The organism is Spirosoma fluminis (genome assembly GCF_054778895.1).
Window position 1 is genome coordinate 241,049 of the sequence record NZ_BAAGZD010000045.1, and the last position, 22,166, is coordinate 263,214.

Consider the following 22,166-nt stretch of genomic DNA (forward strand, 5'->3'; position numbering starts at 1 on the left):
TAGTATGGGTATTGAGATCGAACGAAAATACTTGGTCAAAGGCAACGACTGGAAGAAACTGGGGGAGGGACAGTTCTACCAGCAGGGCTATTTGAGTGATCATCCAGACCGAACCGTGCGGGTACGTACTGCAGGAGACAAGGGCTATATAACGATCAAAGGAAGAAGCACAGGGGCAAGCCGGGCGGAATATGAGTACTCCATTCCTTTTTCCGAGGCTCAGGCAATGCTTGAGCAATTATGCCAGCAGCCCCTCATTGAGAAGATACGGTATAAGATTTCCTACGAAGGGTTAGTTTGGGAAGTTGATGAATTTTTAGGAGAAAATGAGGGGTTGGTGGTCGCGGAGGTCGAGTTAGCCCATGAACAGCAAATCATCGTGCTTCCTGCCTGGGTAGATCGGGAAGTTACGGGTGATGTTACGTATTATAACGCAAATCTGTTTAAACATCCTTTTTCAACCTGGAACCAGTCAGATCGGTAAGCGTTCGGTTAAAACTTCTTTTCAATAGCAAGGATTAAACTAACAGTTAAACCTGTTTTAGCCCTTACGTCTTTTTTATACCGATTTTGAGATTAACTCTCTGACCGTGCAGTGGCAGGTGGTAGATCAGGTAACCACCGCTCTAACCAGTTGGAAAGAACAGGGACGAAGCCAGCCACTAGGCAAACGCCAATCACATTGAACAGTACGTGGGCATTAGCCAATTGTCGAGCGACCGGTGCTTTTCCTGAAATCCATAGCGTTAACTCCGTGAACGGCCCGATCAAAGCCAACCCTAATGCAAGAGACAACAGATTAAATGTCAGATGAAACAATCCAGTACGTAAAGCCGCCCGACTCCTGCCAACCGAGGCTAGTAATGTATCAGCACAGGTGCCTAACTCAGCTCCCATCATCAAAGCGATACCTGCGGGCAGTGTAAGCAATTTTTCTCCCGCTAGGACAACGGCCATACCGACCGTGGCAGAGGACGATTGCAATACAACGGTAGCGCCAGCCCCCACTAACGCTCCCCGAAGCGGATTAGCTAAGTTGATCATCCATTCCTTAACGTTAGGCATCTTTTTGAGCGGCTCTACGGCTTCCTCCATCAGATAAAGGCCAAGAAATAACAGCCCCAAACCAAATAGCACCTGTCCCCACTGTTTGATCAGTTCCCGTTTGCTAATCACCATCAGTCCAAAACCAACGGCCATCGGTAGGCCTGCCCACTGACCAATATCAAACGCTATGAGCTGACTGGAGAACGTGGTGCCAATGTTAGCCCCTAATACAACGCCCAAAGCTTGGCGGGAGGTTAGTGTCTGGGCATTTACCAGAGCAATGGTCATGATAATAACCGCCGATGACGAATCCAGCAGCGTCGTTACGACCATGCCTGTAATGATGCCTGTCACTACGTTACGAGTAAACCTACTCAACCAGGTCTGCAACTGCTCACCCGTGACGGCCTGTAAACCGTCGGACAGGTAATTAAGCGCAAACAGAAACAAAATCAGTCCTGCCAACATAGGCAGTGCAACCGGTAAGTAGTTCATCAGACAGATAGTTTTAACGCTTACTCCTGAAACCTCTATGGATCAAGCGGATCGAAGGGGTCCATGTGCAGGCTTTCCAGCGTTGGATAAAACTCAATATCGTGGGGCGATATACGATGCTTGTTACGGTAAGGCAAGTAACCTAACTCACGTTGATTACGCCTATCGAAAGCCGGGTTGTTCGCGTAATCCGTCTGGCTTTGCGTAGTGACAAACACACACAACTTATCCGTCGGGAAACCGTACCGGATCATTAATCGATTAGCATTACGTAAGTTAGTCGTCGTATGTCGGGCGTGCGGGTCGATGATTATAGCCGACTCAGGAAGTGCCTGTTTCTCCATCAGATACCGCTTCATCTCGACCGCTTCGGCATAAGGCCCTCGGAATGGATAACAATACCCCCCGCTTACTAGGATGAACGGCGCCCAGCCTTTTCGATATCGTTCCGCCACCAGATTAAGCCGCATTTTATTGAGCGGGCTCAGGGGGGTGCTGGTTAGTTCCGGACCGTTGCCCGGCACGACAATCGCTGCATACCGGTAGTTTTTCCAGGTCGTTTGTTTAGCTTGATTAAAGGCTGCTTTATTATCCCGCTGTTCCATCGGTTCATGGCGAGCCGGTTCGTCGCGGTCATTGGCATCCATCAATTGCATGGCTATGGCCAGCGGAGGCTGATAAAAAAGCGACATTGTATCGGCCTGTTCCGCCACATAAGCACACAAATCTTTCAGTACCGTTCGGTAATAGCGGCCGTTCACGGGATAATTCGCAGAATCAATTCGTGGATAACGCATCTTTTTACCCAACCCGTACTGATCGATAATATAGTTGATACCTAGGACGTACTGCCCCCAGGCTCGTGCGAAAAATTCATCATTCGGCAACGTAACAAAGCGCTGGTAACAACCGGAAGGACGGAGGTGGTTATTGATCAGTTGATCAAATACGCTTTTATTCTGGGCGTAAAGCGTTTGGACAGACGTAATGAGTCGCAAGGAATCGGTAGCAGACCATCGAAATCCGCCTACCAGTGAAACCGGCGTAGAGCACGTATCCTGAGCATGTGCTTTCAGCAGATCTACCCGTTGGCGTAGAACCGTTTGTAATGTAACATCCTGTTTGAGCAAATGCTGAACAGCTGGAGTGTGTTGAATAACCGTGAGCAGATAGAAGTTTTTATCCGCCACGCGGTTCGTTGTCCTTAACAGGCGATACGTTGGTTGAAAGCCAGTCGGCTGAGCCTGCAGCGGATAAAATGTGATTAGTAATAAAACAAGGATATGTGATCTAACCATTTTAGTGTAAAAAAAGAGGGATGCTCCCCGCAACCCTCTATGTGTTAGCCCTGATTTAATAGCCAGGGTTCTGGTACATTCCCGCTGGATTTAATTTAAATTCATTAAACGGGATTGGATAGTAATAATCCTTTGTGCCAACGTTGGTGAGCTGTGCTGCGCCAAAATCGGCCTGGCTTTTTGCTTTAAAATAGGTAACCAGCTCAGCCGGGGTGAAGAAACGTAATAAATCAAACCAGCGCTGGTTCTCGAACGCTAGTTCAACACGTCGTTCGTGCAAAATAGCGAGTTTGAGCGTTGGGTATTTGGCGCTGTAGGTCGGATTTGCTTTCGCTACGTTGTAAAGTGGCAGCTTCGCTCGTTCACGAACCTGGTCCAGAAAACCAATGGCCGTAGCCTCGTCGCCCAGATACAGATTCACCTCGGCCAGCATCAGGACCACATCGGCATACCGAATTAGTAGCCAGTCATTGCCCCCGAATCCGGTGGTACCAGCCGATGAACTGGCATCCCGATATTTGGTGATGAAATAATCCTTCACAACGGCTGCATTCGCATATTTGATCGAAAAGTCTTTTCGAACGTCGCCCTCTTCGTAATCTTTCACCAGATCAGGCGTTACGTTGCCACCTGGCCCGGTTGTGGTACGCAACGAATTAATTGTCTCGCCCTGAGCCTGGTTATTATAGGCAATGCTCGACGAATAGTTAATGTCGCCCTGCCGATAAACGATTTGAAAAATTGCTTCCGGATTCGTGGTCTTTTTCGCTACGTCGAATACGTCGGCATACGGAATTTCCTTCAACGTCCCAAACGTCCGTTTTGTGTACGCATTGGTCAGATACGTTTTGGCCTGATTCAGGTTAGCTGTACGGTTGGCCTGATCAAGCGTTGTTGCCATCGTTAGATAAACCTGCCCCAGCAGTGCATTCCCGGCTACTTTTGACACCCGCCCTTTGTCGGCATTAGCCCGAACATCGGGTAGCGAACTGTTCACTACGTCGGTTAAGTCGGCAACAATCTGAGCATAGACCGTTTCTTTTTTCTCGCGGAATGTGTTGGCAAGGACTTCATCGGTAGTAGCCAGCGGCTTCGTGACGAGCGGAACATCACCCCACTTCCGAACCAGATGAAAGTAAGTCAGCGCCCGAATAAATTTGGCTTCTGCCTGATACTGACTTTTGGTAGCAGCATTTGCATACGTTACGTTCTCCGAACCAGCCAGTACGTCGTTGGCGCGGGTAATGATCTGATAAAGCGCAGTCCAGTGCGATTGCAGATACGAATTACTGGGCAGGATCGAGAAATCGTTAAACTGAAACGGCTCCCCCGCGTTCGACTGGTTGTCATTACGTCCGGTATTATCCGAGCGTTCTTCTGAGTAAAGTCCGCTTCCTTCGGCAATCCCGTTGTTGTTACGTAAGGCATTGTAAACGCCATTCAGTGCCAGTAATACGTCGTTTTCGGTTTTATAATAATCAGCCGTCGCGACTGCGTTGGGGTTGGTTTCAACCAGAAAATCCTGACTACATGACCCCAGTGTCAGCAGAGCCAGCAAGAATATAGTTCGAAATGATGATGTATAAGTCATGATGATCAATTAAAAAGTGATACGTGCACCGACGTTATAGCCGCGAGCCAGCGGATATTTTCCGTAGTCAACGCCTGGAGCCAGGTTGTTACCGTTGTTAAAATCTACTTCGGGATTATAGCCTTTGTACTTGGTAAGGGTGAAGGCGTTGTTGACATTCACGTACAAACGCAATCCGCTTACCCGAACTTTGGTCAGCAACGTAGCAGGCAGGTTATATCCCAGCGTGATGTTTGCACAGCGGAAGTAAGAGCCATTTTGCAGATAGAAAGTCGACAGGCGCGTGCTGTTGCTTTGCGTGCCTCCCCGCGATGCCCGGAACACCTGTCCGTTGCCTGGCTCCGCTTCGGAGCGATACCGATTGGCCACGACCGAATACTGGTTACCCGAACCTTCCATGTTGTATACGTAATAATCCTGACCGTCGAGCACCTGATTTCCGTAGGTTCCATTGAATGACGCATTTGCATCGAAAGCTTTGTAGCTGGCATTAACCGAGAAGCCGTACGTAAATTTTGGATATGGGGTACCAATTACCTGTTTATCCGCATCGTTGACTACGCCGTTGCCATCCACATCCTGAAAAATCAGGTCGCCAGGACGTAGCGGATTCGTTGATGCCGTTGAGCGAGCGGGTCCTTTCAGCACATACCCCGCCGGGAACGATTGAGTAGCTGCGTTATACACCGCATTATCAGCTGCCAGATTGTCGACATCCGACTGACGTACCATGCCAATCACCTTGAAGCCATAAAACGATCCAACGGGCTGACCTTCCTGGGTAATGTGCGTGATATATGACCGCTCGGCTCCAGCGGACAGAATCGTGTTGGCGCCACCCATATTCAGTACTTTGTTCTTATTCAACGCGATGTTACCACTCAGGTTCAGCTTGAAATCCCGGTTCGATATGACCCGGCCATCGACTTGCAACTCAATTCCTTTGTTCTGAATGTTTGAATTGCGCAGATTGGTTAGAATGCTGGTTGTGCCCGAAATGGCCGAAATAGGCTGGTTGAACAGCAAATTATAGGAGTTACTCAGATACCCGTTGGCGATAAACAGCAACCGGTTGTTAAACAGGCCAACATCCAATCCCAGATTAAACTGGGAAGTCGATTCCCAACCCAGCCGCTGATCTTTTATTGGTCCGGAATAAAACGCGGTCTGTACGGTACCCGGTCCGAAAACGGCTCCGGTTGGATTGGCTATGGTTTGCAGATAGTTATAGTTACCGACGTTGTAATTACCGGTCAATCCCCAGCTAGCCCGAAGTTTCAGTGTGGAAGCGGCACCCAGCCAGTCTGTATAAAACGGTTCGTTTGAAATCGTCCAGCCCGCCGACACAGACGGGAAATTCCCCCAACGATTCAACGGACCAAAACGTGATGAACCATCGGTCCGGAAAGCAGCCGTCAGGAAATACCGTTCATCGTAATTATACTCTGCACGGGCCAGATACGACAGCAGCGTTTCCTCCTGTTTACCCGTTCCGGTAAAGCCAACGCTGCTAGTACTAAGGCTTGTTCCGGTTAAACCTGCAGCAGTGGCACCAGTATTCAGATAAAAATTGGTGGCGTCGGCCCCTTTCGCGGTAATTTCCTGAACGGCATCACTCTGAAATCCCTGCGCTGATACGCTGATCTGATCGAGGTTTGTTTTCTGAGCGGTGTAACCGACTAACCCATTGATACGGTGTTTATCAAACTGTTTCGTATACGTAGCCGTAAATTCAGCCAGTAGATTTTGTGTATTAAGTGTCAGGGCTGACGCCGTTGCTGCGGCAATCGCTTGTGGCGAATAAGGCGGATTATTTCCGCTGCTTAGGCTCGTCGGCAGGTAATACTCAAACTTTTCATTATACGTCTGGAAACCCAGATTCGCCCGCGCTATCAGTCCCGGAATAATCTCGTAGCTGGCTGTACCGTTATACGTACCGCGTAGCCCTTTACGGGTAATGTTGGTTTCTTCAGCCAGCGCAACTGGGTTCTCTATCGTCTGATACCCAAAAGCCGATTGCTGAGCCGCCATCTCGTTTTTGATCAGATTGCCGTTATCATCCCGCGCCCGGAACGTAGGCGCGTAAATCAGCGCCCCCAGAATCGGCCCCTGGTTAAATCGGCCTTCCTGTACTTCACGGCTGTTGGTCGACGTAATGAAAATGCTTGTTCCTACTTTAAACTTCTTGCTGATATCGGCGTCGATATTTGCCCGGACGTTCAATCGATCCTGTTTCGTCGCGACGATAATTCCCTGCTGATTCTGGTAACCACCGCTGATTAGATAGCGCACGCCATTGTTTCCACCTGAGAAGGTCAGATTATGGCGGCTAAACGGCGCATTGCGGTACAGTTCGTCCTGCCAGTCGGTATTGTATTTGGGCGTAATGAGTTTTTGGCTGGCGAAATCATAAAACTCCGTCGGAATACTCACGGAACCCGCGTTACCCACGTTGGCAATTCGGGTCGCGTTATTATCCGAGAACATCGCATCGGTCCAGGGCTTACCGCTGTTCTGCACCAGATCACGATACGTATTGTTACGGCCATCAATCATCAGTTGCGCAAAGCCGCTGGCATCCAGCATATCTACTTTTTTTGCCAGTTGATTGATGCCGTACTGATATTCGTAATCAAATTTACCTTTTCCTTCTTTGCCTCGCTTTGTTGTGATCAATACGACGCCACCCGACGCCCTGGAACCGTAAATAGCTGCCGAAGCCGCATCTTTGAGAATATCAATGCTTTCGATGTCGTTCGGATTGATAAACACATCATTACCCGCTGGAAAGCCATCAATAACGTAAAGTGGATCGGAGTTGGCGTTGATCGAACCGATACCGCGTACCCGAATTTTCGTGCTGACATAAGGCGCACCGCTTACCTGCGAGACCTGTACACCAGCCAGTTTACCTACCAGTGCCTGACCCAGTGTTGGGGCCACCAAGTTCAATTCGCGCGCTTTTACGTTCGAAATAGCGCCTGTTACGTCACTTTTACGTAACGTCTGGTAGCCCACGGCCACGACTTCACTCAACTGATTGACGTCTTCCTTCAGCCGTACATTGAGCGTGAGTTGTAAACCAACGACAACCTCTTGCGTAGCAAAACCAACTGACGAAAAGACCAGTGCCGCACCGGCATTTACATCAATCGAAAATTGGCCATTGGCATCCGTTACAGTGCCTTTGCGCGTCTGTTTTTCGACAATATTGGTGCCCGGTACGGGTTGATTCTGTTCATCCGTAACCGTACCGCTTATTCGAACAAGACGCCCGGCATGGCTATTGACAAGCGGAACCGCCCCAGCCGTTCGATAAGCCAGTGGGTTGATGAGCAGCAGCAAAAGCAATGCTCTGCTCAAGTGAATTGAGTAGTAATTCATGTCAAGTTGTATAATTATTGGATTAGATTAGTTGTACAGATACATTTAGAAAGCCCTACCAGGAAAGGCGCATAAAATTCGCGTTGTTACTACGCGACGACGTAACGGCAAGACCTGTTTTCAGATCGCCCAGGAGTGCAAAGCCTTCCAGTTCATCGGCTTTGTCTATATCAATTGTTCTCAGTACATGCTCCCGACCTGATTCGATAGACTTTTTCAGGTCGAGAAACGTAAACCGCCATTTTCGCCCTTCAATCTGATTCTGAATCAGAACCAGTATCCCTTTGGCCGGTATCCAATGCAGATTCTGCACCCAGGGCGAGCACGAAAATTTCTTCACCACCACCCCCGGTTCGCTTGTCTTTTTTGCTTTTGCCAGTAATAGCGGATCGTAGAGTCGCACCTCATTCGCTTTGTCGCCGTAATCGGCTGTCGCTACGTACCATTTATTCTGATACTGGATGTACTCGGGCCGTGTCCCCTGAATACAGGCGTCGTCTTCAACGGTATTCAGCAGATTTTCGTCAAGCGTACCGGTACGTAGCAGCCCCGCCCAGTTCACGAAGTAGATGACCGCCCGCCACTTTGTTCCTTCGGGATTTAACCGAATACTGTTGCCAATGAAGGTCGGCCCCGTTTGATTGTAAGCGATACCAGTCGGATGGTTGATGACGTCTTTGCCGTCGACGGTTAGTCTGATTTCCTGACCGGAATACGTAAGCGCGTCTTTACCCAACGTGTAGGTCCGTATCATGCCTACTTCGCGATCACCATACAAAAAGACTTTATCCTGCTGATAACTGACGCCTTGACAGGCCCCTAGTGAATCGATGGTTTTGGAGGAGGTAACCTCAAAGGTTATATCCCATCTTAAAAAAGAAACTATTCCTGCCAGGCAAGCCGCGAAGAAGAGTAAAGCATTCAGCATTAGTCTGTTACGTTGATAAGTGCAAACAGGCTGACTTTGGATTGATAAGCAAAGCCGGAGGGCGCTGTTAAAAAGTGCAAAGGACGTAGTCAGCCGTTACCCGAATTTTAATCAAGTGTTTCTAAACTGTTAAGATTTACTCGATCAGAAAATATACCTGGTCAAATTGCTTTTATGCATGAACAATTTGGGTGACATTGCACTTCATTCTAAGTCGTTGGGCAACCTAAATTGTATGGTTATTAAAGAGCAATTAATCTCAGAAGAGACGATTTCTTCATAATAATTTTACAATTGTGTAAAGGCTATAGCCGTATCTTCACTGTTTACGTGTACTTGCTTACCAACTAACTGTGAACCAGGTGTATTTGCCTTTATTGTATTCATTTTTAATACTAACGAGCTGGTCATGGGCCGGACTACCGGGAATTTGCCAAGTTTATGCACAACACCTGACTAGCTTGCCCGCACAAACGCCCAATTCCGCGTTCCGACATCTCAAACAGACGTTAGATAACGCCGTTGCACAGCAGGATAAACTTCATGAGTACGAGGTGCGGCAAAAACTCGGGCTGCTATTCTACCGCCAAGGCCATTTCGCTCAAGCTATTCGTTTCCTGTTGCAGGCCCAGCGGGGTTATCGTTCTGTTAAGGCCGCTGATTTGCTGGCCGGCAATTTGAATGAATTGGGTACGGTTTATTATTACAACCGACAACCCCGTCTGGCCCGAAAGCAATTTGATGAGGCTCTGCTCCTGTATAATCGAATAAATAACCGATCTGGCCTTGCCCGGACCTATGGTAATCTAGGGCACCTTTACGAGAAAACCGGCAATCTTAGTCAGGCGTTTGACTACCAAAAGCGCGCTCTGGCGACGTATCAGACCACTAACGACCAGTTGGGGTTAGCCAAAATTCACGAGAACATCGGTAGTATATTTGAAGATCGCGGCCAGTTAGACTCTGCCCAGCAGTATTACCAGAATGCACTCCAGCTAACGCAAAAACGCGGGGATAAACTGGCACAACTCGAGATTGTAAACAACCTCGGTGACATTTATCGCAAAACGGGAAACTACAAAGCGGCCCTGACAATTTACCGGGATGTGTTGCAGCGGGCCAGCCAGCATGGGGAAAGCTATCAGTTGAACAGCGTGTATCGTGATTTGGGCAAAACGTTTCAATCATTGCACCAGCATGACAGTGCGTACTATTACTTCGAGCAAAGCCATGAGCTGATGGACCAAATCTATGCTACCGAAAACAATAAGCAGATTGCGCTCTTACAAACCTTGTTTGAGGTTGAGCAGAAAGACGGACAGATTGCCCGGCTTAACGCCGAGCAACGCATCAACACCTTGCTCATGGTGGCGGGCGGGTTATTATTGTTACTGGTCGGCACAATAGCAGTTGTTGTGATTGGACGGCAACGGCTCCGCATTAGTAACGAACGCTCCTTGCACGCGCAAAATCGGCAGATCCTACAAACACAGAACGAATTAATTCAGGTGGAACTGCAAAACAAGCAGTTAGCTGAAGAAAATCTCCGTTACCAACTCGAATTAAAAGGCCAGGAACTATCAACTCACACCTTGCACCTGATTCAAAAAAATCAGGCGATGGAAGAATTAAAAAAAGACCTGACGGATATCCTTAATGACGACAAACGCGACCAGCGAAAGCAGTTAAAACAGCTGGTGCAGAAAATTGGAACCAGCTTCAGTCAGGATAAAAGTTGGGAAGATTTCCGGGCCACTTTCGACCAAGTTCACCCAACTTTTCTGCCCGAGCTTATGCGCCAATATCCCGATCTCTCCCCCGCTGAACTGCGACTAACGGCCCTACTTCGCATCAACATGAACTCCGCCGACATCGCTACTCTGTTATCTATTTCGCCCGATAGTCTGCGGGTGGCTCGCTACCGGCTCCGCAAAAAACTAAATCTTTCTGAAGGCGATTCACTGACGGGTTTTATCCAGCGGTTTTCGCAACAAACGGTTACTGCACTCACTTCATATTGACGTAATAGTATGATAACAAATTGATAATGGCGTATTTGATCAAAAGAAAATCGTTGATTATCAATTAATTATTGTAAAATTAAGGTCTTTGTTGCTTTCTCGTTAACGCTTGCAATAGGCCTTGTTGCTTTTTTGTTTACGGGCCAAGTTTGCCCTGACCCACCTATTCGCTCAACCTTTGTGCCATCAATGTCGTAGCCTGTTGGCCGGTTGTCATGCTCACATTTTATCGTCTGTTTTTTGCGTATTGGTTTCTGATCGTATCGGCTTCGGCGGGAAGCATCCGGGGACGAATCTTGGATGGCACCACGGGCGAACAAGTGACCGGGGCCATTATCCTAATTGAGAATACCAACATCAACGCGGTGTCTGGTTTAGACGGGTCATTTGTACTCAAGAGCGTTCCGGTCGGCAAACACCAAATGCGGGTTAGTTTTCTAACCTATAGAACGGTAGTACAGGAAGTGGTCGTGAACGGCGAGCAAATCGTAGCCATTGACATTCGGCTCGACAATGCCGAACGGAATCTGAGCGAAGTAATTGTAACGGGAAAGCGCGACGGCAGTACAGACAACATGGCCCGCACGCTCGAACGAACCGCCCCACAACTGATGAACATCGTATCCGGGCGGTCGATTCAACTCTCGCCTGACCTGACCGTTGCCAACGTCGTACAACGAATATCGGGCGTATCCATCGAGCGAAACAGCAATGGCGATGGGCAGTACGCCATTTTGCGGGGTATGGATAAACGCTATAACTATACCTTAGTCAACGGAGTAAAAATTCCCTCACCTGATAATCGCTACCGCTACGTTCCGCTTGATATTTTTCCGGCCGAACTTCTCGACCGGCTGGAGGTTTATAAAGCCCTTACGCCCAATCTGGAAGGGGATGCCATTGGTGGGGCCGTGAACTTGGTCATGAAGGATGCGCCCAATCAGTTGGCCATAACGATTAACGTATCAGCCGGATACAATGAACTGTTTCTAAATCGTGATTTTTCCCGTTTCGATGCCAAAGGCGTCAAAGCTCAATCGCCCTACGAACTATCGGGAAGTCAATACAGCGCAAAACCCACTGATTTCTCACGGGCAACGGCCACTTATACCAATGGCCGACCCGCCCCAAATTTGCTCGGGGGATTCTCGATTGGCAATCGGTTTTTAAACGGGCGACTGGGGGTAGTGGTGGCGGGCAGTTACCAAAATACGTACCGAGGCAGCAATAGTTTGTTCTTTGATTTTGACACTGTCGACACGCTCCGCAGCGTGACTCTGACTGAGCAAAACGAGCGGTACTATTCTGAGCAGCAAATCCGATATGGCCTACATACTAAACTTGATTACCGTTTTTCGGGCAACCACAAACTTCAGGGCTACTTTGCGCTGATGAACCTGACCAACGTTCAGATTCGCGATACCAAGTCCACGCAACTAACCATCGGTGGCTACGACCTCGAACTTGGCAACGCCACGCTGAATTACGCCACCCGCTCCCGCCTGACCCGTCAGCGAATTTACACAAGTACCCTTCAGGGCGACCACCACTGGAACCGGCTCCGACTCAGCTGGTCGGCGGTTTATTCACAGGCGACGAATGCCGTTCCTGACCAGACCAACATTCCGCTTGTAGGCGAACGGCGGGCTAACATCGAACGACGAACAACCATTGGCAACGGCTACCGTAGGTGGGAGCATAACACTGATGGAGACGCGGCTCTGTATTTGAACTTAAGCTATGCTGGTAAGCTGGCCGGAGCAACGATTGATTGGTCGGCGGGAGGATTGTACCGAACGAAGGAACGCACTAATTTTTACAATAATTACCAGCTACGTCCTGCGAACCTACTGGCGGTATATGGCACCGACTTTACGAGTTACGACCAGATTCGCTGGACTATCCAGAACCCGATGGGTGCAGTAGCCACGGCCCTGAGCTACGATGCCGACGAAACGACTACCGCAGGCTATGGACAGTTCAAAGCGCAGAGCGATCGGCTCGAACTGGTAGGAGGTGCGCGGGTGGAGGTTACGAATCAGGGCTACGCGATGCGGTTTCCCATCGGCGAAGACCGGCCTACTGACCAACAAATTTACACCGATGTGTTGCCTAGCCTGCACTTGCGGTTGATGCCCAACGAGCGCACTAACTGGCGGGCTTCGTACTTCCGGTCCCTCAACCGCCCCGGCTTTTTCGAGATTGTTCCCTACCGGATTGTGCAGGAGGAGTATCAAGAGCGGGGCAATCCCGATTTAAAACGGGCCATTGCCGATAATCTCGATCTACGCTACGAATTTTTTCCTCGTCCAACGGAGCAATTTATGCTTGGTGGGTTCTACAAACAAATCAAAGATCCTATTGAATACACGCTACAGCGCGATGCCGTACGAGGCCAGGACACTTATTACGCACCAGGCAACTTCGGCACCGCCCGCAATTACGGTCTAGAAATCGATCTTATTAAATACCTACATGACTGGGGAGTAAAAGCAAATTATACCTACACCCACTCCCGTATCACAACGGCTAAATCGAAGCGAATCCGCAATACCAACGGGGATTTAGAAACGATTGTAGTGCAACAGACTCGGCCCCTGTATGGCCAGTCGGCACACGTGGCTAACCTGACGCTATTTTACAAGAATATAGCAACCGGCTGGGATGCTCAGTTGGCAGCCAACTATACCGGCGAGCGCATCAACACCGTCTCGCAATTTGTGGATAATGATCTGTGGCAGAAAGGCTTTTTGCAGATGGATGCTTCCATTGAGAAGGTGTTCAAAAACGGCCTGAGTTTGTTTGCCAAAGCCAATAACCTGCTCGATACACCTTTAGAAGTGTACACCAAAAACATCAGTCCGAAAAACGAGGGAGTGTCAGATCAGACCCTTCCGGGCAAAACGCTCATCCGGCGGGATTTTTACCAGCGCTCGTATTTGCTCGGCGTTCGGTACAAACTTTAAATCACAACGTAAATCGTATTAACAGCTTGACCATGAAACAAGTAATCACGCTGGCAGTCCTGACTGCCGTTATCCTTACGGGATGTAAAGAGGAAAGCAGCACGACCACACCGGTGGAGCAGCCAGTCGTTAAAGAAGCTGTAGCAGGCGATGTGTCGGGTGTCTGGAAGAAAGGTAGTACTTACAAGATAACCGGCCATCTGCAGATCCCTACCGGCCAATCTTTGACCATTGAAGAAGGAGTACAGATCATTCTGAGTGACTCGACGGTTAAGCCGGAGATTGTAGTGCGGGGAAACTTGTACAGCCTCGGTACGGCCCAAAATCCAGTAAAATTCACCGTACCGGATGGTTGGAAAACTACTAAGAACGAATTTGGTGGCTTGTGGGGCGGTTTAGTGGCTGGTCCTACAAGTGCTGAAATTGTACTGCAAAATACCATTCTGGAATATGGAGGAGCCGTAACGACTGAAACGTCCCCCTCCGTAAAGGCGGGTCTTTACAAAGCCGCTGCCGGTGAACGTCTTCCTGCGCTGTACTACCCTAACGTGAACGGTCAGCTGGTGGTGCAGAACAGCACCGTACGGAATTTTTACGAAGATGGTTTCTATCTAGAAGGAGGCAAGGTGATTGTTTCGAATAACACGTTCCAGACGACAGGAATTGCTAATGGCGACGCTGTTAACATCAAATCCGGAGTGGTGGCTGATGTGGCATTCAATGTGATCTATAGCCCCAACACCAACGGCCTGAAGCTCTCGAACTCGGGTGACCGTACACCACAGGCTTACGTTATTGGTTATAACAACACGATTGTAAACGCTGGATGGCGCAGACCGACCACCAAGGGAGGCTCTATTTGGCTTGAAAAAACGGTTCGCGCCGACCTCTTCAATAATCTGCTGGTAAATGATCGATTTGGCATTAAGCGCGACAAAGGCGCACCCGAAGACAACCGTTCGAAGGTAAGCAATAACTTGTATTACGGTTTTACTGCTGAGGCAGTCAATCAGTTTCAACCTTCTGCTGAAGTTTTGGCCGGTACATCCGACATCATTAGTAAAACCGCTGGCGACAATGATCCTAAGTTTGTCAATTATCCTTTGAACATGGCTATGACAAATGCGACGGTGAATACCGCCTGGGATTTTAGCCTACAAGCTAGTTCACCTGCCATCGGCAAAGGCACTACCACATTTACCCGGAATTATGCCAACGGCTTGACCATTAATGGTACTACTTACAAATCACCCGAACCTGCTACGTATATCGGCGCGAAAGGAACGAAGTAAATCTTGCACCCACATCCCCCGGTCAATAAAACAATTGGCCGGGGTTTTTCTACGCTTACTAGATGAAATCATTAGTTTTCACGCTTCTCGGCTTTACCATAGTCCTACAAGGATGCCGCACGGAAGCTCAGCAAACGCTTGGCGAAAACCAGGCCGTTAAACCCGCTGTAGTTACCGATTCAGTAGCCCATGACTCCGATGATCCGGCGGTCTGGATAAACCCTACCGACCCGGCCCAAAGCCTCATTATTGGTACCGATAAAGAACAGGATGGCGGCTTGTATGTCTTTGATCTGAACGGTAAACTTCAGGGCGACAAAGTAGTACATGGATTAAAGCGCCCCGATAACGTAGACGTGGAATACGGCCTGATGCTGAACGGTAAATTCACCGATATCGCCGTGGCCACAGAGCGTTATACCCACAAACTCCGGGTATTTTCGCTGCCTAACATGAAGCCCATTGACGGGGGTGGGTTAGATATGTTCGTGGGTGAAACAGGGGAACTCTATCGTGATTTAATGGGCATCTCCTTATATAAGAATCCTAAGGGTGTCATCTATGCGATTGTAGGTCGCAAGAATGGCCCAATGGACGGTTCGTATCTGTGGCAGTATCGACTGGACGATGGGGGCCATGGTTCGGTGCGGGCTACGCTCGTTCGGAAATTTGGCCAGTATAGCGGCTTAAAAGAAATTGAATCCATTGCTGTGGACGACAAGTTGGGTTACGTCTATTGTTCGGACGAAGGAAAAGGCGTTCGGCAATACTACGCTGATCCCGAAAAAGGCAATCAAGAGCTTGCCTTGTTTGCCACGACTGGTTTTACCGAAGATCATGAAGGTATTTCCATTTATGAACAAACGGATAGTACAGGGTATATCTTAGTTTCTGATCAGGGAGCAAATAAGTTTCATATTTTTCGGCGAGAAGGCCAGCCTGGCAATCCTCATCAGCATAAACTCGTGAAGGTCGTTACGGTCAGCGCGAACCAGAGCGACGGCTCAGAAACGATTTCGATACCGCTCAACAAGCAGTTTAAGCACGGCTTGTTCGTTGCCATGAGCGACGACCGAACGTTTCAATTGTACCGCTGGGAAGACCTTATCGGTAAGAACTAAGCGGGGAATATTCGGCGGGCTGAGTATCGGTCGCAAGCGTATACCAGCCATCATTAGAAACAGTATCCCAGCAAAGCTATCTCTACTAGAAATGGCTTGGCTGGGATACGAACTCTATTTCCTGGTAAATTCGTATGACTTAGTGGCTGACTCCGCAACGGATCAACGACCAGAATTAACGCAATGGGGACGGCAGGGTTACAAAATAGAGTCGGTTGAGATCTACTTTACCAGTAGCTGGTAGAATCTTCTGGGTGAATCCATTCTGACCATTGTCAACAACCCCAAAATCATCGTCATTCGAAATGACCAACGTGTGACTGCCCAGTAGCGCAATGCCTTCCGCTTTATCGTGGGGATAGACCGGCGAGATGCCCGTAAGCAGGTCTAACACCAATGATTTAGTAACGGGATTCACACCTGCGGTCTGCAGGCCAGCCTTGTCTTTCAATTGTTCTACAGTCAGGCCATTGTAGAGTTTACCGCCCTCCCCGTTGGCGGGGTCCGAAATGTCGGTTGCCCCCGCCAAATCAAATTTGTAAACCCGTTTAAACGTGGCAGGTTTGGCAGGATTCCCGCCGTAGTCGCCATCTCGCTCCAAGGCTAGAAACGTGGTGTTACTGATGGCTGCAATTTCACTGCAACCCGTCAGGCTCGCGTTCTCCATCAGATAGACGTATTGCCGGGTGAGACCCGTCGCCATCTCAAAGGTAACAATCCGCAGCACAGTGGAACCCGATACAGCTGCCGAGGAAGGATTATACAGGGGCGACTGCATCAGCCCCACCAACGTTTTCCCATCGGGGGTAATCGTTAGCCCTTCCATACCCCGGTTGGGCCGACGCCGGGCCAGCACTTTGGGTAGGGTACGTCCGCCGGTACCGGTTCCGAAGGGGTTAATCCGCTCAATCGTTTTGCCGGTAGCATCAACATGAACGATGTGAGGGCCGTATTCATCACTGATCCAAAACGTACCATCTGATGCCAGCACCAGGCCCTCTGAGTCGAGACCGTCGGCGTTTGGGGCGATGGACTGGCCGTTCAGATTAAGGGCTAGCTCGCCTGTATTTCCCTGACCTACGGGATTAGGCAGGCCCGTCAACAACTGCCCGGCCGCATTTTTAAGCAGAATCATTTGCTCTAACACCAATTGATTGCCAACAAGGCGAAACCGGCCAATTTGGGGCGTAAAATCCGCTTTGCCGAAAATAATGGAATTGGCAGCTGAACCGGCAGCATTAGGCCCCCGGTCGGTCAATAGGTAAAAAACGGTTGGGTCGGTGGGATCGGCCGCAACGGCCGATCCAAAGCCCCCATTGTAGATCGTAGTTCCATTGGGAGATACGGCCAGCACCGCAGGATTGGCCGCTTCCGAATACACGGGATACTGGAACGTGGGGGGGCGGTGATCCATGCAGGAGGCAACGAATAATCCCCCGGCTAGTATACAGCCAGTGGCTATTGACGAGGAAGGTAGTTGTAAGGGCATACATCAGAATTGTTTGATAAGGTAAAGCTATCGTATCCCATGTTGCCTGATTGTGAAATATAACCCGCCAATATTAAGCTATTATAAAGAAGAGGAGTCATCCGAAGCGACGGCAGGAACTCCATTTGGATTTGGCTAAAAATCAGCGAATTGTAACCCGAGCGAAAATAATACTTTCGACTTTCTGTTCAAGAACGGAATAGACTAGATGTCATCAGGCTAGCCGATATTGCGTCGATTGATCAACCCAAACGTTCATAAAATTCCTTAAAGTCAATGCATGCTTGGTTTTTTCTCCTCATAGCCGCCTGCCTCCAGACAGGTTGGATCTACACCCTTAAATACCTGTCGTTTGATGCCCTGAAAACGCTGGGTTGGAATATGCTTTACTCGCTTAGTACTGGCCTTCCCGTTCTGTTGCCCCTACTGGGAAACATCGTCTTCGGACTGGGAAACATGTATTTTTTTTCTTTGGCGCTCAAGCAAATGCCAACAGCGGTAGCCTTTGCGGTCTGGACGGCGCTTGTATTAGCATTTGTTAAACTAGTAGACGTATTAGTATTTAAAGCCAGCTGGTCGTTTACAGAACTGCTATTTCTGACATTAATTGGTCTAGGTATCGTTGGTCTGCGGCTGTATCCCGCCACTTGATCGACTCACGAGACGGACCTCTTTGGCTCATAAAACAACCTCAGGATTCGCTGTCTTTCGCCGTGCGTCTATTTCTTTTAGAACCAGACGAACAAAGGCCACTTTATCCCGTCTGGTATAATCCATCAGTCGTTGTGCTCCGGAAGGCGGTGCAAAACCCTTTTCTACTCGCGTGCAGGCATCCCATAAACGCGGATTCATCTTAATACGAAACTGCCGAAGTGGCGTATCGGTACTAAACCAAAGCCGGTGGATATTTGCCGGTGTCACCTTCATGACAAGTCCCATTGTGCGGATCGAAAATTAGTTGAGTAAATATTATAGACCAGTTTACCTGAAATCCATACGCATCCATTCATAATGACCAATATAGCTAATGTAGGAAAGGGCGAACGTATAGATGGTTTCCTCCTCCGCATAGCTCCTAGACTGCCTATGGCAGTCATGAAGACTTACTTGATCAGTCAATTCATTATACTCGTTACAAGGTGCTACCCCATTGACTTTGATTCCCCAATACAAAAATTTCTGGCGTCAACAGGCGTTTCGAAGCCAGTATCATTTAGCGTCTGCAACTGCTTATAGACAGCAGTAAAACGAATCGATCAATCTTTCAGGACACTCAAAATTAGTGCTTATAAACCGCTGATTTATTAGTTAATTAACCCAAGTTGTGTGGTAGTAGGTAGTTGTACAAAAAAGCATGGTCTGTGTAGTTTTAAGTCGCCAAACTTCCACTACTAACCATGCTCCACTTCGACACCGATGACTTACGCGATGTGTTCGTGTATGCAATGATAGAGGACTATCTCAAAACTTGCAACCACTCCAGCTCCACCGGCCCTTCAGCCAGCGGAGAACCGCCCAAACTGACCGATGCTGAGGTTTTGTTTGTCTTTGTGGTGGCCTGCATGGACTTTGGAGCCAACTGTCAACAAGCTATGCGCTCCATGAAACGAGCCCGCAACATCACTCACAAGCTTATCGGACCGATTTCTATGATTTAAACAAAGGGGAAAGAAAAGTTTTCGTCATAATTGCGGTCTTCCCGAACACAGGCGAAAATGCGCAAGACAATCTTGTTGCGGACATTATTAAGAACCAACATTTTATTCTTGCCTTCAGTCACTTTTCGTTCGTAATAGGCTTTCAGTTGCGCACAATGTTGTACCGCTGACATGGCGCCCATATGAAGCAACGATTTCACTTTCTTGTTGGCTCGGTGACTTAACTGAGAACGACCTTTACGTTGACCAGAACTGCGCTCAAAGGGAACAACGCCAGCGTAGCAGGCAAACTTTTTAGGATCACTAATCGCTTTGAACTCATTAGTGGTGACGATGATCTCAGCGGCTGTAGTCTGGCTAATACCGACCACGGAGGTGACTCGCTCGAAAAGTCGGCTTAGTTCAGGGTCTTGCTTGGCCAATTCTGCAATTGATTTGTCGACTGATTTAAGATCAACTTTGAGCGATTTTAAAGAGGCTGCACAGGCTTGCTGATTAGCTTTTCGATCAGCCTTGTCAATAAAGCCCTCCGAATCGGTTAAGGGGGTCTGCAATATTTTAATCACTTTTACTAGGCGAGCTCGTTGGGCTGTTAACCGATCTAGTTGGGCAATGACAGGGCGCAGTGGCGTCCATAAACGAACTTCATCGCGGTTTTTGTAGGCAAACAAAGCAATTCGTTTAGCATCGATCTGATCGGTTTTTCCCCGAGTGAGTCCTACACTTTCCTGGATATGGACTGCCCGCTCAATCCAGATGGAGGCTGAGTGCTGGTGGAGAGTTTTTAGCAATGGGTTGTTATAGATGCCCGTAAATTCCAGACAAAACAGACACTGCCCAAGAGTTGCTTTGGTTTGCTGGCGCAAGAGTTTAAGGAAAGCAGTAATACCTTTCTGATCATTGCTGACCTGCTGATGAAATAAGATCTGATTGGTCTTAGCCACGGCGAAATCCAAGGTTGCTTTGGACACATCAACGCCAATGAAATAATCGAATTGCATAACTTTACAGAGTAAGATTAAACGAGTTGGCCAACATTAGACACCTTCATACGCCACGGGGCGCCCCGCTTGCTCATGGGCCGCGAACCCGCATTTCTATCTGAAGTCACTGTCTAAAAGTCCCGGCAGGATCTTGAATCGATCCATAGGTTTTGCCTTGCCGAAGCGTTAAGGTAGTCCTGCCGGGGTTGGTCGCTCACATTCTGTGAGTATCTCTAAGTTACACGACGCATCTTAGAATCGTACAACGGCCTAAATCTAAAGGCCGAAGCGGTCGTTCTCAGTTCAACCGCCGGTTGTACGGCCTACAGGATCGTCTATATGAACTGCTGGGATTGCTGAGTCAATGGGCTAAGGCTGAAAATACGCGCTTTTCAGTGGACTCGTGTCCCTTGCCAGTTTGCAAAAACATCCGCATCAGCCGCTGCCGATTGGTTAAAGGCAAAGCCTTCCGGGGCTACAACGCCAGCAAGCGCGAGTACTTTTACGGCTACAAAGTGCATCTGAGGACGGCGGCTGATGGTCGGATCATCGAGTTCGACTTCACACCTGGCAGCGCTCATGACCAGATTGGCTTTGAGTTGCTGGGCTTCGATTTACCGGCTGGCAGTGAGGTTTATGCTGACAAAGCCTATAATCACTACGCTCAGGAGGTTTTATTGGCGCAAGCCGGTGCCATCGCCTTTCAACCAATTCGGCGCAGCAATTGTCGGCGGGTCGACAACGACTACTGCACCAACTGGCTGCGCCAGCAAGCCCGACGTCATGTAGAGACTGACATTAGCCAGTTGGTCAGCCGATGGCCCCGGCGCATCCATGCGGTAACGGCGAAAGGCTATTTGTTGAAAGTGGTAGGCTTCATCCTGGCTCACAACATCTTGTTCTATTTGTAACCACACAACTTAAGTTAATTATTAAACCTTCACTATACATGTGGCAGGTAGTAGTTTAATTAAGCCGTTCATACTTGGCTATTTCTGATTGTATCTAGGAAGACACTCATTGCCAATAGATTTCTACGATTAGTATCGAATAGTTGTATTTAACATTTTGATAATCTGACTAGAGTGCATTTAGCCCGTCTTAATTGTTCAGCAGAAAAAACCAGTTTAAATGAATGTATGCTACATCATATAATTAATGAGCTTATGAATTTATTTGCGGGTAATAGTCGATACATCTACTATAGCCGTCGAGCGCAAATCCTGTTTACGTTGGCCATCTTGCTTTTCGTATTTTTCACCATTGGAATATGGTATTACATTTAATATAGACGACATACAGATTGTTCTAAACGATATAAAAACTCTTTCAAGGAAACCTCAATCAGACTAATAATTCGAAAAAATGTTAATGCTGTCTAAATAGAGATCAGCCAAAACTCTTCTGTACACTCATGTCAATTAGTAAAGCGGTTTACATTAGGCATAATAAGACCGTTTAAGTAAGTTTTGACGACTGATTAACCGGTATATCAGTAAGCTATATATATTGATATTAAGGAAGTAATAAAATAAGTTAACCAGCGTGTATAACAGATGCATAGTGGTATTTGCCAATCTACAAGGCACCAATAAGTACCCCAATGTATAAGCAATTTACACTGCTATAGACCTGGTCAACTGGATGAATACAACCGCTTATAGCCGCCTTTGCGCACAAAATTTTCTATTATTATTTGTTAAAGTTTCCGCTGCCTCTGGACACTTTCCTAATCGCACCTATGGGCTTCTTTGCTGCATCACCTCATTATTGATGCGTGAATTAACCTGTAAAGAAGCCAATCTCCTTTTTGTAGAAGAAGGCTTGTACTAATCTCCGATCTTTTCCCAAAGTGTCGATTTGCTCTAAAACAGCTTCTGTCAGGGCTTCCAA

General features: G+C 48.3%; 14 protein-coding genes and 2 pseudogenes. 8 read left to right on the forward strand and 8 right to left on the reverse strand.

What is annotated here, in order from left to right; all coding sequences use genetic code 11:
* Window positions 1-4 precede the first annotated feature (4 nt).
* The gene (locus tag ACYVBJ_RS28205) at window positions 5-484 is read left to right on the forward strand and encodes a CYTH domain-containing protein (protein ID WP_460985636.1); all 480 of its coding nucleotides are present in this window, start codon (window positions 5-7) and stop codon (window positions 482-484) included.
* Window positions 485-576: 92 nt separating this feature from the next.
* Here ACYVBJ_RS28205 and ACYVBJ_RS28210 read toward each other — a convergent pair whose 3' ends face one another.
* From ACYVBJ_RS28210 to ACYVBJ_RS28230, 5 genes are read right to left on the reverse strand one after another with little or no spacing between them, the layout of a single operon-like run.
* Window positions 577-1,542 carry a Na/Pi cotransporter family protein gene (locus ACYVBJ_RS28210; RefSeq protein WP_460985637.1) on the reverse strand — a complete coding sequence of 322 codons (966 nt, stop codon included), beginning with the start codon at window positions 1,540-1,542 and terminating at the stop codon, window positions 577-579.
* Between the two features lie 35 nt (window positions 1,543-1,577).
* Window positions 1,578-2,840, reverse strand: coding sequence for a YdcF family protein (locus ACYVBJ_RS28215; protein WP_460985638.1), 1,263 nt, complete (start codon window positions 2,838-2,840; stop codon window positions 1,578-1,580).
* A gap of 55 nt (window positions 2,841-2,895) precedes the next feature.
* Window positions 2,896-4,431 carry a RagB/SusD family nutrient uptake outer membrane protein gene (locus ACYVBJ_RS28220; protein WP_460985639.1) on the reverse strand — a complete coding sequence of 512 codons (1,536 nt, stop codon included), beginning with the start codon at window positions 4,429-4,431 and terminating at the stop codon, window positions 2,896-2,898.
* Between the two features lie 9 nt (window positions 4,432-4,440).
* Window positions 4,441-7,815: a SusC/RagA family TonB-linked outer membrane protein gene (locus ACYVBJ_RS28225; protein ID WP_460985640.1), complete on the reverse strand. Its 3,375-nt coding sequence runs from the start codon at window positions 7,813-7,815 to the stop codon at window positions 4,441-4,443.
* A gap of 55 nt (window positions 7,816-7,870) precedes the next feature.
* Window positions 7,871-8,743 carry a hypothetical protein gene (locus ACYVBJ_RS28230; RefSeq protein WP_460985641.1) on the reverse strand — a complete coding sequence of 291 codons (873 nt, stop codon included), beginning with the start codon at window positions 8,741-8,743 and terminating at the stop codon, window positions 7,871-7,873.
* Window positions 8,744-9,204: 461 nt separating this feature from the next.
* Here ACYVBJ_RS28230 and ACYVBJ_RS28235 point away from each other — a divergent pair, with 461 nt between their 5' ends.
* The 4 genes from ACYVBJ_RS28235 (at window position 9,205) to ACYVBJ_RS28250 (ending at window position 16,143) form a co-directional block, all read left to right on the forward strand.
* Complete coding sequence (locus tag ACYVBJ_RS28235) at window positions 9,205-10,764, forward strand: tetratricopeptide repeat protein (protein WP_460985642.1); 1,560 nt, start codon at window positions 9,205-9,207, stop codon at window positions 10,762-10,764.
* Window positions 10,765-10,979: 215 nt separating this feature from the next.
* Window positions 10,980-13,730 carry a TonB-dependent receptor gene (locus ACYVBJ_RS28240; RefSeq protein ID WP_460985643.1) on the forward strand — a complete coding sequence of 917 codons (2,751 nt, stop codon included), beginning with the start codon at window positions 10,980-10,982 and terminating at the stop codon, window positions 13,728-13,730.
* Between the two features lie 32 nt (window positions 13,731-13,762).
* Complete coding sequence (locus ACYVBJ_RS28245) at window positions 13,763-15,022, forward strand: right-handed parallel beta-helix repeat-containing protein (RefSeq protein WP_460985644.1); 1,260 nt, start codon at window positions 13,763-13,765, stop codon at window positions 15,020-15,022.
* A 62-nt stretch (window positions 15,023-15,084) separates the two neighbouring features.
* Entirely contained in the window at window positions 15,085-16,143 is a 1,059-nt protein-coding gene (locus ACYVBJ_RS28250) for a phytase (protein WP_460985645.1), read from the forward strand.
* A gap of 175 nt (window positions 16,144-16,318) precedes the next feature.
* Here ACYVBJ_RS28250 and ACYVBJ_RS28255 read toward each other — a convergent pair whose 3' ends face one another.
* Window positions 16,319-17,632, reverse strand: coding sequence for an esterase-like activity of phytase family protein (locus ACYVBJ_RS28255; protein WP_460985646.1), 1,314 nt, complete (start codon window positions 17,630-17,632; stop codon window positions 16,319-16,321).
* A 276-nt stretch (window positions 17,633-17,908) separates the two neighbouring features.
* On the opposite strand from ACYVBJ_RS28255, the gene ACYVBJ_RS28260 reads away from it, so the two are divergent.
* Entirely contained in the window at window positions 17,909-18,283 is a 375-nt protein-coding gene (locus tag ACYVBJ_RS28260; protein WP_460985647.1) for a DMT family transporter, read from the forward strand.
* A gap of 27 nt (window positions 18,284-18,310) precedes the next feature.
* Here ACYVBJ_RS28260 and ACYVBJ_RS28265 read toward each other — a convergent pair whose 3' ends face one another.
* Window positions 18,311-18,571, reverse strand: a complete 261-nt coding sequence (locus ACYVBJ_RS28265) for a hypothetical protein (RefSeq protein WP_460985648.1) — start codon at window positions 18,569-18,571, stop codon at window positions 18,311-18,313.
* 458 nt (window positions 18,572-19,029) lie between these two features.
* Between ACYVBJ_RS28265 and ACYVBJ_RS28270 the strand changes: the two are divergent.
* Window positions 19,030-19,266, forward strand: a pseudogene (locus ACYVBJ_RS28270) (IS982 family transposase); the annotation flags it as partial.
* Window positions 19,267-19,286: 20 nt separating this feature from the next.
* Here the strand turns inward: ACYVBJ_RS28270 and ACYVBJ_RS28275 are convergent.
* A complete protein-coding gene (locus ACYVBJ_RS28275; RefSeq protein WP_460980090.1) occupies window positions 19,287-20,291 on the reverse strand; it encodes an IS110 family RNA-guided transposase in 1,005 nt (334 codons plus the stop codon).
* A gap of 275 nt (window positions 20,292-20,566) precedes the next feature.
* Between ACYVBJ_RS28275 and ACYVBJ_RS28280 the strand changes: the two are divergent.
* A pseudogene (locus tag ACYVBJ_RS28280) lies at window positions 20,567-21,184 on the forward strand (IS982 family transposase); the annotation flags it as partial.
* Between the last annotated feature and the right edge of the window lie 982 nt (window positions 21,185-22,166).

Bases quoted from the DNA above. Each gene is read 5' to 3' on its own strand.
- ACYVBJ_RS28210 (WP_460985637.1), bottom strand. From the start codon at position 1,542: ATGAACTACTTACCGGTTGCACTGCCTATGTTGGCAGGACTGATTTTG.
- ACYVBJ_RS28225 (WP_460985640.1), bottom strand. From the start codon at position 7,815: ATGAATTACTACTCAATTCACTTGAGCAGAGCATTGCTTTTGCTGCTG.
- ACYVBJ_RS28265 (WP_460985648.1), bottom strand. From the start codon at position 18,571: ATGGGACTTGTCATGAAGGTGACACCGGCAAATATCCACCGGCTTTGG.
- ACYVBJ_RS28250 (WP_460985645.1), top strand. From the start codon at position 15,085: ATGAAATCATTAGTTTTCACGCTTCTCGGCTTTACCATAGTCCTACAA.
- ACYVBJ_RS28220 (WP_460985639.1), bottom strand. From the start codon at position 4,431: ATGACTTATACATCATCATTTCGAACTATATTCTTGCTGGCTCTGCTG.
- ACYVBJ_RS28255 (WP_460985646.1), bottom strand. From the start codon at position 17,632: ATGCCCTTACAACTACCTTCCTCGTCAATAGCCACTGGCTGTATACTA.
- ACYVBJ_RS28215 (WP_460985638.1), bottom strand. From the start codon at position 2,840: ATGGTTAGATCACATATCCTTGTTTTATTACTAATCACATTTTATCCG.
- ACYVBJ_RS28275 (WP_460980090.1), bottom strand. From the start codon at position 20,291: ATGCAATTCGATTATTTCATTGGCGTTGATGTGTCCAAAGCAACCTTG.
- ACYVBJ_RS28245 (WP_460985644.1), top strand. From the start codon at position 13,763: ATGAAACAAGTAATCACGCTGGCAGTCCTGACTGCCGTTATCCTTACG.
- ACYVBJ_RS28205 (WP_460985636.1), top strand. From the start codon at position 5: ATGGGTATTGAGATCGAACGAAAATACTTGGTCAAAGGCAACGACTGG.
- ACYVBJ_RS28260 (WP_460985647.1), top strand. From the start codon at position 17,909: ATGCATGCTTGGTTTTTTCTCCTCATAGCCGCCTGCCTCCAGACAGGT.
- ACYVBJ_RS28230 (WP_460985641.1), bottom strand. From the start codon at position 8,743: ATGCTGAATGCTTTACTCTTCTTCGCGGCTTGCCTGGCAGGAATAGTT.
- ACYVBJ_RS28240 (WP_460985643.1), top strand. From the start codon at position 10,980: ATGCTCACATTTTATCGTCTGTTTTTTGCGTATTGGTTTCTGATCGTA.